This window comes from Enterococcus sp. LJL120, assembly GCF_054871765.1.
On record NZ_JBTXLV010000004.1, the window covers coordinates 323,185 to 338,585 of the forward strand.

A 15,401-nucleotide genomic window follows, 5' to 3' on the forward strand; every position below is an offset into this window, starting at 1 on the left:
GCTTAATTGTGTTTCATTATACCAGAAAAATTCTGGAGTTTTAGCGCTTTAGAAATTTTTACTCTTTTTTTCTAGAAAATCCTTGGTCGCACTTAATAAATCCGTCAAAGCCAACTCTTCAATTGGCAAGTCCTCCGGTAAAACTTTGATAATCCGTTTCCCGTAGCTGGCAGAAACCAAGCGGCGATCCAGTACAATCATCACGCCGTAATCTTTTTTAGAACGAATCAACCGCCCTAAGGCCTGCTTCAATTTTAAAGCGGTTTTCGGCAGCGATTCCTGATAAAAAGGATTGATCCCCTGACTCTCTAAATACTGATTGCGGGCCTTGGTCAAAGGCCGCCGTGGGTTATCAAAGGGCAATCGGGTGACGATTAATAATTTCAAGGTGTCTCCCGGTAAATCAATGCCCTCCCAAAAACTATCCGCTCCTAACAGAATTCCAGAATCAGATAAAAAGAAACGCTTCAATAATTTTTCCCGGGTGCCGTTAATATTTTGGGCAAATAATTCCCGCCCTTTATCTAATAAGCGCCCTTGGATTCGGAAATAAACCTGCTGCAAGACCTCATGGGAGGTAAACAAGACTAAAATCCGTTCCTGCTGATTGTCGGCAATTTCCAATAAAGTTTCAGCTAGAAAATTAATAAAATCAACCTGTTCAATCTGATTGGCAAAAACAGCCTCTTTAGGCACAAACAAGCGGGCCTGCTGGCTATAATCATAAGGACTTTTAATAATTTTAACTTTCGCATCGTTTAAGCCCCAGCGCTTGGGAAAGTATTGGCGATCACTACCGACGCGAATTGTTCCGCCAATATAAAGAATTTTTTGATAGCGTTCGTACCATTTGGTTTCTTTTAAAACCGCTGCTTGATAATCATAGAGCATTAAACTCAAACTATTATTTTTTTCACGAATCAGCCAGTGAACATAACGCCCCTGCCAATTTTCCGTCCAAAGGGTGAAAAAATCAGTCTGCTGTTTAATCCGCTGAAAAAAATTAGCAAGTGTGCTAAAAAGTTTCCGTTGATAAAGGGTCCAATTTTCAAGATTGTCCTGCAAAATAGTTTCTAAACGCTGCTGCAAAAGCAAAATATCTTGATAAAGGGCCTTTAGAGACTTCAACTTACTAAAGCCAAAATCAGACAGCAATTCAAAATCCTCTTCTGTTATGACTTCTTCAACCGCAAAGCGCTGTTGCGGTCGTTTAACGAGGCGCAGCAATTCCTTAGCAAAATCCTGCTGTTCCTCCAACAAATCTTCAACACTTTGACGATATAACTGAAAAGCATCCCGATCGGCCTCAGTAAAGCTTTGACTTTTGGCAATCAGCTTTTGCAGTTCATCAAAAAATTGGCCTTCTGCTAGTTGATGATGGGCTTTTTTCTGAAAAGAACCCAGCGATAGCCGTTGCTGACTGGCCTTTTCTAAATCATCACCTAAATGATGGGCCTCATCGATTAGAAGATACGAACTTTTTGGTAGTTGGAAATAATTTCTTAAAGATTCATAGGACAAATAAGCATGATTGACAATTAAAAAATTACTTTGGGCCATTTTGCGATGTAAATGCAAAAGAAAATCCTCTTGATACAGCTCTTGGCTTTCGGCTAAATAATTGAGTCCTTGATGGGCCACGTCTTCCCAAAAAGCATGATTCAAATTGGTCATCTGCAGCTCTTCAAAGTCCCCAGTCTCCGTTTCCGTCAGCCAAACCAACACCGCCATCTGATAAAGGGCATATTGCTTTTGTGAAACCGGATATGCCAAAGTAGCCTGAAAACTTTGCAGATTTAAAAAATGGCGGGGACTTTTTACCAAAGTGCCCTGAATCTCTTGCGGCAAAACTTGATTCAGCAAAGGAATATCCTTATCCAAAATCTGTTGTTGCAACACAATGGAAGCCGTACTGATAATTGCTGGATTTTCCGGCGTTGCTAGAAAACTCAATGGCAATAAATAGCCAATTGTCTTGCCCATGCCAAGTGCGGCTTCCACCAATAAATTTTTCTCGCTGTCTTTATCTGTGAAATGACGATAGACCTGATTCATCAAAACGCCTTGATCTTTGCGCAATTCTAAATCCTGATTAAATAATTTTCGTTTCGCCGCATTGGACTTAGGATAATCCTGCTGCCCAAAAAAATTATAGGAAAATAAATTCACCGTCTTTTTCCGCAGGGCAATACCGGCAACAATTTCCAAATTTTCTGCTAACTCAGGTTTCTGCTTTGCTACATCAGCTGCTAACTCACCAATATATTGACCAGTCTCCATCCCAGTCAATGAGCTTAATTCGGAAATTTTTTGCAAGGTCACTACTGGTAGCGAACGAATTTTTTCGGTAATTTTTAACAATAATTGGGCGGTCACCTCCGCATCACTGTCAGCTTGATGGGGATTTTCATGGATCAAGCCGAGAGAATCGGATAAATCTTTGAGACGAAAACTCGCTTCGGTCGGTAAAAAAATCTGCGCCAGCTCCACGGTATCGATGCCGGGAATTGCCAATTCCGGCACACCGCAGCGGACTAATTCCGCATTTAAAAAGTTATAGTCAAAATAAATATTGTGGGCGACAAAAGTAGTATCCACCAATAAGTTATAAATTGTTAAGGCAACATCTTCAAAATAAGGCGCTTTTTGCACCTGACTATTTGTAATGCCAGTCAAACTTTGGATTTGCTTGGAAATTTTTTGGTCAGGATTAATATCCGTGGCAAAACGGGAGACAATTTCTCCATCTTCAACTAAGACACAGCCAAATTGAATGATGCGATCTGTTTTGTGATCTGTGCCGGTTGTTTCAATATCCACAACCGCATATGTTTTTGACTTCATCAGAAACCTCCCTAGTTATCCTCAAAAATTATACTATAAAAATCAAAAATTGTAAGAGGGAGACGACTAGAGTTTTTTCTTAGTTAAGTTACGCAACTTGTCATTTTAAGACTTTTTATTTCAGTTTATTGTGCAAACGTTTACTTCTGAATGATATAATTATTACAGAACTATTTATCAACACTAAAAAAAGTTAAGCGGGAATTTTAAACAAAGGAGGAACTGTCATGAAAAAGATTTTGGGGAAGAAAAGTTTTTTGTTGGGTTTGATTGTCTTTTTAGCTTTACTCACTGGCTGTAATGCTGAAGAAGCTTTTTTGACGATAGAAAAAGCTTCCATCACAACGAGTGAAGCCGGTACTGCCACGATTAGCGGGGAAACTAATCCTGACAGCACTGTAAAAATTGATGGGAAAACAATTGAGACAGATGACGGAAGTTTCAACCATGAAATTAGTTTAACAAGTTTAACTGATAAAAATGTTGTCGTGACCATCGACTTTAACGGTGATGAAATAAAAAAAGAGGTGCTGATTCGCCCCTCTTCGACCTTCATTGAGACTACTGAACGAGCCGATGCCGAAACAGTGCTTGCCTTAGCGGAGAAAAATCCGAATCAAAAAAATTACGATCAAGCCTTTACTTTAATTGCTAGTCTTAGTAAAGAATACTCGGATATTAGTGAGCGACTTGCGATTATTGAAGAGCACTTACCAATACTTACAGCGATTGAAGCAGCTGAAGCAGAGCCGAACAGAACAAATCTGTCTGTTGCTCAAGAAAAACTTGAATTGGCGACCCTCAACAAAACAGCCCTTGCAGATCGAGTATCCAGCATCGAACAAACCGTAGTCTTAAAAGAAGAAACCGAAAGAAAAGTCAACGAAGCCATCGCTGCTGTTGAAAAGGCCGAACAGTCTTTATCGGACGAGGATTATCAACAAGCCGTAACCTTATTGGCTTCTTTACCAACAACTAACGCAGATTTATCAACACGAGTCGAACAAGTCAATCAGTCGATTGCGAATAAAAAGGCTGAAGAGCAAAGATTAGCTGAAGAAGCTGTTGCCGCCGCCGAAGCTGCAGCGGCTGCAGAGGAAAATGCAAACACCCAAACGCCTACTGCTCAAATGGTAATGGTGACACCCACTGGTAAAAAATATCATACCCATAAGTGTGGAAATGGCAATTATTCAGAGGCAACCTTGGATGAGGCTTTAGCCCGTGGTCTGACTCCGTGCGCAAAGTGCTATCCGTAAAATAAATTTTCTTATAGAAGCTATTTACCAAATTCATTTAACTGAAAATCTGTTGGCTAGTACTTGTTAGCATTATCGCTAATTGGTACTGGCCTCTTTACTTGTCCTCCAAGATAGATAATTCGGTTTGGAACAGAAAAATAAGTTACAATTTTTATTTCTTTAAATAAAATTTTCTGTACAAAAAAAACCGGCGAGAAAAATCTCGCCGGTTGAAAGGTTTACTTGAATTAAGCTTTAGTAACGTTAGCTGCTTGAGGTCCACGTTGTCCTTCTTCGATGTCGAAGTTAACAGTTTGGCCTTCTTCTAAAGTTTTGAAGCCATCAGTTTGGATAGCTGAAAAGTGAACGAATACGTCGCTACCGTTTTCTGCTGTAATAAATCCAAACCCTTTATCTGCGTTAAACCATTTTACTGTACCTGTTTCCATGAAAAAAATTCCTCCTAAAAGATGTTTTTGCAATTCCATGCTGAGTCAATATAGGAGATGTTTTAAAGGAAACAAACTACCATAATTACCTAACACAAACTACGACTTAAATTGTAACACAGCTACCCTGCAAAGGCTAGGCAAAATCTAAAGGCTTACAGAAATTATGTGGAAAGTCTCATTTAATTAACTTTCTTAAAAATTACAGTTCAGAAATAATAAAAAACAAACTTTTCCTTAAAAAAATTAATAACGAAGGATTGCTGCCAGACTCTTTTCATCCGGTGCATCCTGTTGGTCTAAAATGAAAACTTCGCCACCACCGCTGATTGTGTTGTAAGCAATATCATTTAAAACTTGACGTCGATCATATTCAGTATCGGGATCTTCGCCAAAGCCATCAATCAAATTACTGGTAGAAATAAATAGATGGGAAATTTTCCCTTGGGTCGAGGCTTGGTCGATGTCCACCAATTGATCGATAAATTTCCGGTCTAATAGTTTATTGTAGGCTGCAACTTCTTTTTCTTTTAAAGCAGCCGTAATTTTTTCTGTTTCAACAGCCAAGTCTTTCGTATTTACTTGCACTGGTGAGCCGGTAATAGCCACAGTTGGGTCATAAAAGCTCAGCTTGCTGATTTTTTTAAACATCGCTTGATTTTCTGGCAAGCCATATACAAATAACGGCGTTTTATCGTCAGCCAAAAAGCCCTTCAAGAAATCATCCACGGCTTGGTAATAATTTACCCAATCAATTTCAACTTCTTCATCCTTTGTTGAAACCCCATGGAAGACGCCTGATGCAGTGCTGTAATTAATACTGCCACCCGTCAATTCATCACCTAAAGCAGTGACTACATCAACTGGCGCACCAGCTGGCAGAGCTACTTCAGAGATAACTTTATTGTTAACATCATACAGTTTCATCGTGTCACGGGTTAAAGCCAATAATTTGTAATTATAATTAAACTGAGCATTTTTGATAATCGCCAATAAGTAAGCCCGATCGCCTACGTAATATTGGTCGTCGACTCTGATTGATAAGCGATAGACAAAATCTTCTGTTTCAGTTAAAACGACAGCAACACTTGTAGTGGCACTACGCCAAAAAGAGCTGTCAGCAAGAATTTTATCAATCTTATCTTGGAAGATACCCCAATCTTTTTCAGGATATTTCTTCAAGAATTTCTTTTTTGCATCTTTTGCAAAATTTTTAAACTTCAATTGATCCTTCTCAACATCTTGATGAGACACATGGGTGTTTAACATGATGGTCACAAAAGGACCCGCCACTGCACCAGAAGTCAATTGAGCCAGTAATTCTTTTCCAACTTTTGTCATAAACAAAAACCTCCTCATGAATATTCTATTACAACCTCAATTTTAGCACAGTCTCGGGAATCCTTAAAACGTTTTGGTTGTTATTTTGAAGGAAATCCTCAAATCCATAAAATCGTTTTCATTTTTTTCTAATAAAAAATTTAGGAAAACAAAACTATTCATTAATGTTTCCTAAGCTGTTCTATTGTATAGTTATGTTAACCAATTATCCCGAATTGGTTTTTCATACTTACTCCTACAAGAGTAAATAACAACCTTCATTTCCACCACACTCCCATGTGGTGGTTTTTTTTGTATTTTCTTTTTCCAAGATTTCCTTTTGTCAAGAAACTCGCTGTAATTGATACAGCTTTTTTAAACTGGAAAATTTTGTACTTGTCTAAAAAATCAGTTTGCTCTGAGTCTAGTAGCGAAAAATTTCGTAATCAATCTCAAAATGCGAAACTCCATTTATTGATAATAATGCTGAGCTGCTCTCACTGCTTCTAGCTAATTGCCAAACGTTAAATTTTAGCCTCTGAAGAATTTCATGGCAACTTTTTTTTGAATTAAAAAGTCCACGATGAATTAAGAATTTGATTTTTATCTTAAAAAAGCTTGTTACATCAGCCATTATCCGATGTTGCTCTTTTTCTTTTTTAATCTATTCAAAAAAATATTAATTTCTAACTTTTTTGAAAATTGGGCAGATTGAGTCTTTTAAGCTTAGGCCTTAAACTAATAATTGAGGTGAGCCCTATGGAAGAAGTTCAAGAATTTCAAACTGATGAAGAAGCTGTCTTTTTGCTTCGCTTACAAAATTTAGTCGTACATTTTTCTGATGAAGAGTATTGTTGCTATAAGTTTTTAACCTTTGATGAGGCTGAAGAATATTTTTTTAAAACTGTTGCGAAAATCCGTTTGAAACACCCTGAATAATTTCTTGGGCTTACAACGTGCTTAACCATTCTCTTTCCTTACCTAAACAAAAAAAGCTGGAGACTACTCTCTCAAGAGTTAGCCCACAGCTTTTTTTGCTTTTTTTATAATTTTAACAACAAGGCATTGATAGCAACAACGACGGTGCTTAAGGACATAATAATTGCCCCTACCGCTGGACTAAGTAAGAATCCAATTGGTGCCAAAATACCAGCAGCTAAAGGAATCGCTACAATATTATAGCCAGCACCCCACCAAAGGTTTTGTACCATTTTCCGATGGGTATTCTTTGATAAATCCAAAAGTCGTAAAATATCATCCGGATTACTAGCAGTCAAAACCACATCAGCGGAATCAATCGCTACATCAGTTCCGGCACCAATCGCGACCCCGATAGTTGCTCTAGTTAAGCTCGGTGCATCGTTGATACCATCCCCTACCATCATCACTTTTTTTCCCTCTTTGACATAGTCAGCGACAATTTTTTCTTTGTCATTTGGCAGCAGCTCACTGTGGTAAACATCAATCCCTAAATAAGTTGCCACAGCAGCTGCCGCTTTTTCATTATCACCAGTCAACATCACTGGCGTAATATTTTTTGCTTTTAGTTGTTGAATGAAGTTTTTAGCAGTCGGTTTAATCGTATCGCCTAAAGCAATCGCTGCAATCAATTGATCATCAATTAACAGAAAGCTTAAGGTATTGCCTTGATTCAAATAACTTGTCAAAGCTGTTTCATCAACACTTAAAGCTCGTTTTGCTAATTCTTTTTGATTCACAATAGCGGCATTTTTATTATTGATGACCCCTTTTAGCCCGACACCTGCTATAACTTGCGCTGTCCCACCGTTATAGACATCAATATTTTGACTATTAATATAGTCCATAATCCCTTCTGCCAGCGGATGGTTCGATTGCGCTTCTAAGCCACCAACATACTTCAATACTTCTTCTCTTGAATAATTCTCAGCAAAAATTTCGACTCCTGTTACCGAAAAATTGCCTTCAGTTAACGTGCCGGTTTTATCTAATAAAACCATATCAATTGAACTGGCTTGTTCTAAGGCATTCCGATTTTTAATTAGCAAACCATTTTTAGCGGCAATTGACGTCGAACGGGCAATGACTAAAGGAATCGCTAAGCCAAGAGCATGGGGACAAGCGATAATAAAGGTCGTCACCATTCGTTCTAATGCTGTACTAAAATCACTGACAACCCACCAAATAATCAAGGCTAAAATACCGGCAGCCAGCGCAACATAAAACAACCATTTGGCAACTTTATCTGAAATACTTTCCAAGCGGGATTTTTCGCTTTGGGCTTTTTTGACCATTTCCATTACCTGTGACAGATAACTGTCTTGGCCGATTCCTGCAACTTTCATTTGGAAAACGCCATTGCCGTTGACAGAACCGCCGATTACTTTAGAGCCAACTTTCTTTTCGACGGCTAATGATTCACCAGTTAAAGCTGATTCATTAATGCTGGTGGAGCCAGAGGTAATTTCTCCGTCAGCCGGTACTTTGTCGCCAGCACTAACCAATAAAATATCGCCATTGTGGACCGCCGTTAATGGAACTTCTTCAGTTTGACCATTACTCAATAATCGTTTTACCGAATTTGGCAACAGTTCAGCTAATTTTTGCAGAGCATTGCCGGCATTGCTGACGGCACTCATTTCAATCCAATGGCCTAACAGCATGATGACAATTAAGGTTGCCAACTCCCAGAAAAAGTCCATATACATTTGACCCGTCAGCAATTCAACAACAAAAGCATACATGCTATAAAAATAAGCAACAGAAATCCCCATAGCAATCAAAGTCATCATGCCGGGACTTTTCATTTGCAATTCCATTTTGGCGCCACTTAAAAACGGTTGGCCGCCATAGAAAAATAAAATAGTAGCTAAAATCATGACAACCCAATTGGAACCAGGAAAAGTAAATTGAAATGGCAGTGTTACCCCCATCATCGGAGACAAGATAAGAATAGGAATGGCAATAATCAGAGAGAGCCAAAACTTTTGTTTAAAATTTCCCATGTGCATTGAATGATCCATGCCCCCCATATCATCCATCGCCATTTCCCCGTGATGCATATGATTCATTTTATGACCAGCATGATTCACTGCCTTCATATCGTGCTGATGAGCACTGTGATCCATTTCTGAATTTTCTTTTGCTGCAGAAACGCTAGCCTTTTTTTCTGTTGAGTCATGATGCATGTGATGATGCATGGACATGCTATTATCTTTAGACAGCTCACTGGAATGATTAGCGTGATTCATTCCCTGCATGTTTTGCATGTCTTTTTGCATTTCGACCTCAGGATTATTTTTAGAATTATTTTTCTGCAGCTGAGTATCAACTGGAGATTGCTCAGTGCTGGAAATTTTTTTCGCTTCATCCACTTTATTCATCATTTTTCCTCTTTTCGTTTACAAATGTAATCTTTACATTTTTTAGTGTACCGAAGCAGATTTTTTCTGTCAAATAAAAACCACTGAGAAACTGCTGGAATTTTTTTGCAACACAAAAACACCTTCATGAATTTTGGCTTTTAGCCTGTCATAAAGGTGTTTAGCTATTATTTTTTACAACAAAATTTATAAGAGTTATAAAACTTAATTCTGTGAAAAATTTACTGCAATGTTTTTTTCATCATTGCTAATAAAGCTTTGACATCTTCTGGCTTGGTGTCGCCAGTTTCTTTGTCAATAATCGAACTATACACATGGGGGATAATCTTTTTGACGCCGGCATCTACGGCAATTTGAACAATCTCAGCAAAGTTTTCCAAATCAATTCCGCCAGTTGGCTCTAAATAAAAATCATAGGCCGCACAAGCTTCAGCAACCGCAATGTATTCTTCTTTGTGAGCCAAGCCCTTCATCGGAAAATATTTTACTGAGCTACCTCCCATATCCTTCAATAATTTGATTGCTGTTTCAATGGGAATAATCCCCTCTGGAGCTGCCGAACTTAAAGGGCCTGTTGCAATATTGACAAAGCCAACTTTGCCTGTTGGCGAAACCAAGCCGTTGACGATAGTTTCCTCTTGGTTTAAGAGTGCCCGAGAAGTGCCGACACCAGTAAAAACTTGATTGACGTGTTGAGGCTGCAAAACAGCAGAAATTCTTGAAACCATTTGGCTTTGATTAGGATCGCCGGCGCCTAAGCCGACAGACAAAGCGTTATTTGTAGCGGCTTGATATTTTTTCATATCTTCAATGGCCAATTCATCACTAGCATAATTTTTTGAAAGCACACCTAAAACTACATGGCCTTCTGCTGCTTCATAACAAGCCTGGGCATTTTCAACTGAGTTAGCTAAAACATTTAAGCACAAACGATTTTCTAAATAATTGGGTTGTAATGACATTTTTTTTTCGTTCCTTTCAAGGATAAACTTTTTAAAGCTTTTTTAAGCCATAATTTCCTGTAGACGCTGAATTATTTTCTTCATTTCAAGGGCATTAACGGAGCGAATATCAAATTCGATAATACCGTTATTGGCCTGATACTCACGGGTATAAATCGCCGGACTTTGACTTTTTAATTCGCTGATTACTTCTTTAGCGTTCTTTGGTCCAGTTATTTTTACACTCGCCCGATAAATTTCTCGGCCAGCGCTGTCCTGTACACTTTTTGCATCGATATTTTGAATCTGATTTAATTCGTCAACAAAAGGCGTTAAACGCGCCTGCATTGAAGTACCATCTTCAGAACCGACTGTCAAATAATCCTCAACCGCTTGAGTGAAGCCTAAAATATTATCTTTGCCAATTTTCATCGCCCGGCCAATTCCTTTACCCTGCAGGCGGACCCATTCAATCAATTGCTTTTCACCGATGACTAAACCAGCACTCGGTCCTTCGATTGCTTTGGCACCTGAGTAGATAACTAAATCAGCCCCTGCTTCGCTGTATTTAAACAAATCTTCTTCAGCAGCAGCGTCAACAATCAATGGCAGCTGATGTCGCTTGGCAACCTCTGCGGCTTCAGCAACTGTCAACATACTTTTTTGAACCGTATGATGGCTTTTAATATATAAAATTGCCGCAGTATTCTCTGTAATCATCATTTCCAAATGTTCTGGTGTACACATATTAGCATAACCGGCTTCAATAACTTGACCGCCACCTTGGTCTACCATCACTTCAACTGGTGTACCGTAGTCAACATTGTGGCCTTTAGGTAAAATGATTTCTCTTTTCGTAATTTTTTCTGTGTAAGGATGATAGACATGGTACAAACTACCTTGACCAATCACGGCAGCGACACTTTGAGCGATACCTGCAGAAGCGGAGGAAACAATTTGGGCATCCGCCACTTTTAACAAGTTGGCTAAATAAGCACCGGTTTTTTCACCAAGGTCGGCCATTTCAAAAAAATGTTCACCGCCAAATTTCTGAGCTGCTAACACATTTTCAGAAACTTTTGAGACTCCGAGGATTGTCATCCGCCCGGAGGCATTGATTACTTCCTTTAAATCAAACTTTTGATAACTCGTTGTCATACACCTGACCTCCTATTACTGTCTTGACCGGCACGATTTGTTCATTAGTTATTTCTTGATTGCCATTAGAATCAATTAATTCTTTCTCCGCTTCGACAAATTTAAAAATCGTAAAATCAGCATCCAAACCTTCTGTGATAGCGCCTTTACTGTTCAAATTAAAATTTTTAGCCGGAGCAACGGTAACCTTTTCTAAAATTTCTGGCCAGCTATAGCCGACTACTCGCAATTTTTCCATTGTCGTCGCTAGATTAAAGACCGGCCCTTTTTTACGATTACGAATATAGATATCCGTACTAATCGATGTCGCCTTCAGCCCTTCTTGAAAGGCTTCTTTGGCCACCGTGAAATTAAAGCTATCTGTCCCATGACCAATATCAAAAATAATTCCCCGCTTAAATGTCTCCCAAGCAAAATCTTTAATTTTACCTGTTTGCCAGTCATAAATCCCATTTGCTTTTCCATTGAAGCAATGGGTCACTACATCGCCTTGGTCCAATAAAGCAAAAATCTCATCTAATTCCGGCGGCGCTGAACCAATATGAACCATCAATGGCAAAGGAGCGTGTTCTTTTTGAATTTTTTTAGCCATCTGCAAAGGGGTCAAGCCGTTGTCGCCAATTACTGTTTTACTCATGCGAGCCTTAATCCCGACAATAAAGTCCGGATAATTTTCCAGCGCTTCGTCGATTAAAGCTCCTTGAACTTTACTTAAATCAGCCAATTCATCTTGTTCAACAATGCCCCATTTGGAGATATTTAACAAGGCCAAAACATTTGTTTTGCTGCGCTTGGCAAGCGCCGCAAAATCACCGATATTTTCTGCTCCGGTTGTGCCGGCATCAATTACCGTCGTCACGCCTTGAGTCACCCCGATTTCATCGGGGTAATCATAGTAGAGCTGCATTTTTTCATAGCAGTGAACATGGTCATCTATCCAGCCGGCAGAAATATATTCATTTTCTGACAGATGTAGTTCTTGAAGCGCCGGCTCTCTAATTTCTTTGGCAACAGTTGCGATTTTTCCTGCTTGAACACCAATTTCAAACATTTCTCCTTGAATATTCCGCGCATTTTTTATAATTAAATCTAGCAAGGGTCACTTACTCCTTTCAGCTTTCCCAGAAATTAAAATTCTATAACATTATAATCTTTCAACGCTATTAGCTTAGCATATTTTTTTGTGATTGTAAACGTTTTGCAATCTGAAAAAATTTTAATTATTGCTTAAAATTGCGAAAATCTTAGTGAAAAAAAACTATCCCAAAAAAATATTATTGGGATAGTGTCTGATTAAGTTTCGTATTCTATTTCATAAGGATAGGCTGTCGTATCGTAAATTGCTAAAGAGTATTCTACAACTTTGCCGTCAAAATCAATTGATTGGCGGTTACGCTGCAGAGCGATTTGGCTGTCGGTTTGCAAAATCTTTTTTTGTTCCTCCGTCAAGACAATTGCAGAAAAACTATCTTTAAAGCGTTCAATTTCAAAGCCATTGCTGTGAAGCAAACGGTACAAAGAAAAATCAGCAAAATTTTTCTGATCTATTTTTTTGACATTGCCCGGCAGAAAATGCTGAATGTAGATAAACGGCTGCTGATTTATAGCATAAGTCCGACTCAGATAAAGAGCCTTAGTACCAAAATATTGAAACATTGGATCATCTTTCGTCAATTTTATAGTTTGAAAGTCCAACGTCTTCTTTTCAACATTTTTATCCGAACGCTCTAAAATATCGGTAAAACTCGCCGCCCGGGACAATTTATTATAGGGGCGATTATTGATGACAGTCGTGCCTTTACCGCTTTTCTTTTCGACATATTCATCGGCGGCCAACAGCTCAATCGCCTTACGAATGGTAATCTTACTGACTTGATATTTTTTTTCCAGCTCGGTTTCAGTCGGCAACATACTATTTAAAGGATAGACTCCGGCATAGATGGCTTCTCTCAGCTCATCTGCAATTTCTAAATATAAAACGCGATTGCGCTTCATCGGCTTACCTCCAGCTTCTTTTCTTTATAAAAGATTATAACAATATCTTCCTTAACTTGCACAAAATTTTTCTCAAAATTTGTTTTTTTGACAGATTGGTCTATCTGTCAAAATCAATAAGGGTATCATTTGCCATAAAAGGCCCACAGGACTACTCTTAACTTAGCAAAAGAAAATTGCTGACAATGATCTAAGTGAATCAGAGAAAGAAGGATGCTTTATGCAAAAAGCTTTGATGATTGGAACAGGTATCGGAAATTTAGCAGCCGGCATTTATTTAATTCGTGACGGCGGCTTTCAAGGCAGCCAAATTACAATGTACGGGTTGGAAACCCATGGCGCTAACGATGGCAACACAGTGGCGGCTTATGAAGATGAATACAGCAACTCGGCGTTAAGCAACAATCGTGGCTATTTAGCTAAGGGTGGCCGCATGTTAAACGAAGAAACATATGAAAATCTCTGGGATATTTTGCGCTCCGTCCCTTCTTTAGACCATCCCGGTCAAAGTGTCACAGATGATATTTTAAATTTTGATCACACTCATCCAACCCATGATGTGGCCCGTTTGATTGACCAGTTTGGTCCGCGGACTAAACCAAATAAAGATAATTATGAACACATGCAATTTAATAATAAGGACCGGGCATTGCTGACAAAGCTGATGTTGATGCCTGAAAGCAATGAACAAACCTTAAATAATATCAGTATTAGCGAATGGTTTAAAAATTCTCCCCATTTTTTTGAAACAAATTTTTGGTATATGTGGCAAACGACCTTTGCCTTTAAACGGGCCAGCTCAGCCATGGAACTGCGGCGTTATATGAACCGGATGATTTTAGAATTCAGCCGTATCAATACATTAGCCGGCGTCACCCGCACGCCTTACAATCAATATGAAAGTATTATTTTGCCAATGCGCTGCTACTTGGCAGACCGGGACGTTACCTTTGTCAATAATATTAAAATTACTGATTGGGATTTCAAGGATACCCCACTGCAGGATGATATCATTGTAACCGGTCTACATTATCAAAAAATTGACGATGACGAAACGGGAATAATTCCGGTAGCTGAAACTGACTTGGTTTTTGATACAAACGGTTCAATCACTGATAGTTCTTCGATTGGTGATTTAGAGACTCCCGTAAAAGAAAATTTTGAATATGCACCAAGCGCAATGCTTTGGAAAAAAGCCACTGAAAAATTTTATTCTTTAGGACAACCGGATAAATTTTTCAATGACCGTAGCCAAAGTGAATGGATGAGTTTCACCGTAACGACCGATAATCATTTTCTCGTTGATCAAATTTCCCGGATTACCCAACAAGAACCCGGCAATGCTCTGAATACGTTTATTCATAGTACGCCGCTTCTTTCAATCGTCGTCCATCATCAACCGCATTTTAAAGCGCAAAAGCCAAATGAAACAGTTTTTTGGGGTTACTTTATGTACCCTCGTCGCAATGGTGATTATGTGCAAAAACCAGTCATTGAAATGACTGGTCGGGAAATGCTGACGGAATTATTAGGGCATTTAGCCGCAGTGGACCCCAGCAATGATAATCTGCGCAACCATCAAGAAGAAATTTGGAATTCAGTCGTCAATGTGATTCCTGTGATGATGCCTTATGCCAGTGCCCTCTTCAACCAAAGGGCCGTCGGTGATCGCCCGGCTGTCGTACCGACTCATTCGAAAAACTTGGCCTTTATCAGTCAATTTGCGGAAATGCCCTTTGACATGGTCTTTACTGAACAATATTCCATCCGAGCAGCACAAATTGCCGTTTATACTTTTTTAGGCATTCCTTTAAGTCAATTGACGCCGCTCCATCACTACGAAAAAGATCCAAAAATTTTGGCTCAAGCCACAAAAACAATGTTCCGCTAAACTTTTTCTCAGAAAGTAGGTGTCTAAATGAAAAAATTGGCAATCGTTTCAAAGGCGCTAGTCATTGGTTCTGCGATGACCATCACCATCGCCGTCTTGACAAAAAAATTTTTTGATTCGTTAAATGAATAAGCTTGCTTTTGCTAGTCAAGTATCAGTTTTTCAACGATAAGCTGTCGCTAAACAGTTTCAAAAAACTT

Annotated in this window: 11 protein-coding genes; 3 read left to right on the plus strand and 8 right to left on the minus strand. The window is 38.9% G+C overall.

Annotated features, from left to right (window positions below; all coding sequences use genetic code 11):
• Positions 1-48: 48 nt before the first annotated feature.
• Positions 49-2,844, minus strand: coding sequence for a helicase C-terminal domain-containing protein (locus tag ACYSNU_RS08945; protein ID WP_461736858.1), 2,796 nt, complete (start codon positions 2,842-2,844; stop codon positions 49-51).
• A 227-nt stretch (positions 2,845-3,071) separates the two neighbouring features.
• On the opposite strand from ACYSNU_RS08945, the gene ACYSNU_RS08950 reads away from it, so the two are divergent.
• The gene (locus tag ACYSNU_RS08950) at positions 3,072-4,103 is read left to right on the plus strand and encodes a hypothetical protein (RefSeq protein WP_461736860.1); all 1,032 of its coding nucleotides are present in this window, start codon (positions 3,072-3,074) and stop codon (positions 4,101-4,103) included.
• 230 nt (positions 4,104-4,333) lie between these two features.
• Here ACYSNU_RS08950 and ACYSNU_RS08955 read toward each other — a convergent pair whose 3' ends face one another.
• Both ACYSNU_RS08955 and ACYSNU_RS08960 read right to left on the minus strand, forming a co-directional pair.
• On the minus strand, positions 4,334-4,534 hold the full coding sequence (locus ACYSNU_RS08955; protein ID WP_265459133.1) for a cold-shock protein: 201 nt from the start codon (positions 4,532-4,534) through the stop codon (positions 4,334-4,336).
• A 246-nt stretch (positions 4,535-4,780) separates the two neighbouring features.
• Complete coding sequence (locus ACYSNU_RS08960; protein WP_461736861.1) at positions 4,781-5,875, minus strand: baeRF6 domain-containing protein; 1,095 nt, start codon at positions 5,873-5,875, stop codon at positions 4,781-4,783.
• A 738-nt stretch (positions 5,876-6,613) separates the two neighbouring features.
• Here ACYSNU_RS08960 and ACYSNU_RS08965 point away from each other — a divergent pair.
• Positions 6,614-6,793, plus strand: coding sequence for a hypothetical protein (locus ACYSNU_RS08965; RefSeq protein ID WP_461736863.1), 180 nt, complete (start codon positions 6,614-6,616; stop codon positions 6,791-6,793).
• Positions 6,794-6,897: 104 nt separating this feature from the next.
• Here the strand turns inward: ACYSNU_RS08965 and ACYSNU_RS08970 are convergent, their stop codons facing one another.
• The 5 genes from ACYSNU_RS08970 to ACYSNU_RS08990 form a co-directional block, all read right to left on the minus strand.
• Entirely contained in the window at positions 6,898-8,961 is a 2,064-nt protein-coding gene (locus tag ACYSNU_RS08970; RefSeq protein WP_461736924.1) for a heavy metal translocating P-type ATPase, read from the minus strand.
• A gap of 476 nt (positions 8,962-9,437) precedes the next feature.
• On the minus strand, positions 9,438-10,178 hold the full coding sequence (gene dagF, locus ACYSNU_RS08975; protein ID WP_461736865.1) for a 2-dehydro-3-deoxy-phosphogluconate aldolase: 741 nt from the start codon (positions 10,176-10,178) through the stop codon (positions 9,438-9,440).
• 42 nt (positions 10,179-10,220) lie between these two features.
• A complete protein-coding gene (locus tag ACYSNU_RS08980) occupies positions 10,221-11,315 on the minus strand; it encodes a DgaE family pyridoxal phosphate-dependent ammonia lyase (protein ID WP_461736867.1) in 1,095 nt (364 codons plus the stop codon).
• The gene (locus ACYSNU_RS08985) at positions 11,290-12,411 is read right to left on the minus strand and encodes an amidohydrolase/deacetylase family metallohydrolase (protein WP_461736869.1); all 1,122 of its coding nucleotides are present in this window, start codon (positions 12,409-12,411) and stop codon (positions 11,290-11,292) included. The genes ACYSNU_RS08980 and ACYSNU_RS08985 overlap by 26 nt, the downstream gene beginning before the upstream one ends.
• Positions 12,412-12,608: 197 nt before the next feature.
• On the minus strand, positions 12,609-13,310 hold the full coding sequence (locus tag ACYSNU_RS08990; protein ID WP_461736871.1) for a GntR family transcriptional regulator: 702 nt from the start codon (positions 13,308-13,310) through the stop codon (positions 12,609-12,611).
• Between the two features lie 175 nt (positions 13,311-13,485).
• Here ACYSNU_RS08990 and ACYSNU_RS08995 point away from each other — a divergent pair, with 175 nt between their 5' ends.
• A complete protein-coding gene (locus ACYSNU_RS08995) occupies positions 13,486-15,201 on the plus strand; it encodes an oleate hydratase (RefSeq protein ID WP_461736925.1) in 1,716 nt (571 codons plus the stop codon).
• Positions 15,202-15,401: the final 200 nt, after the last annotated feature.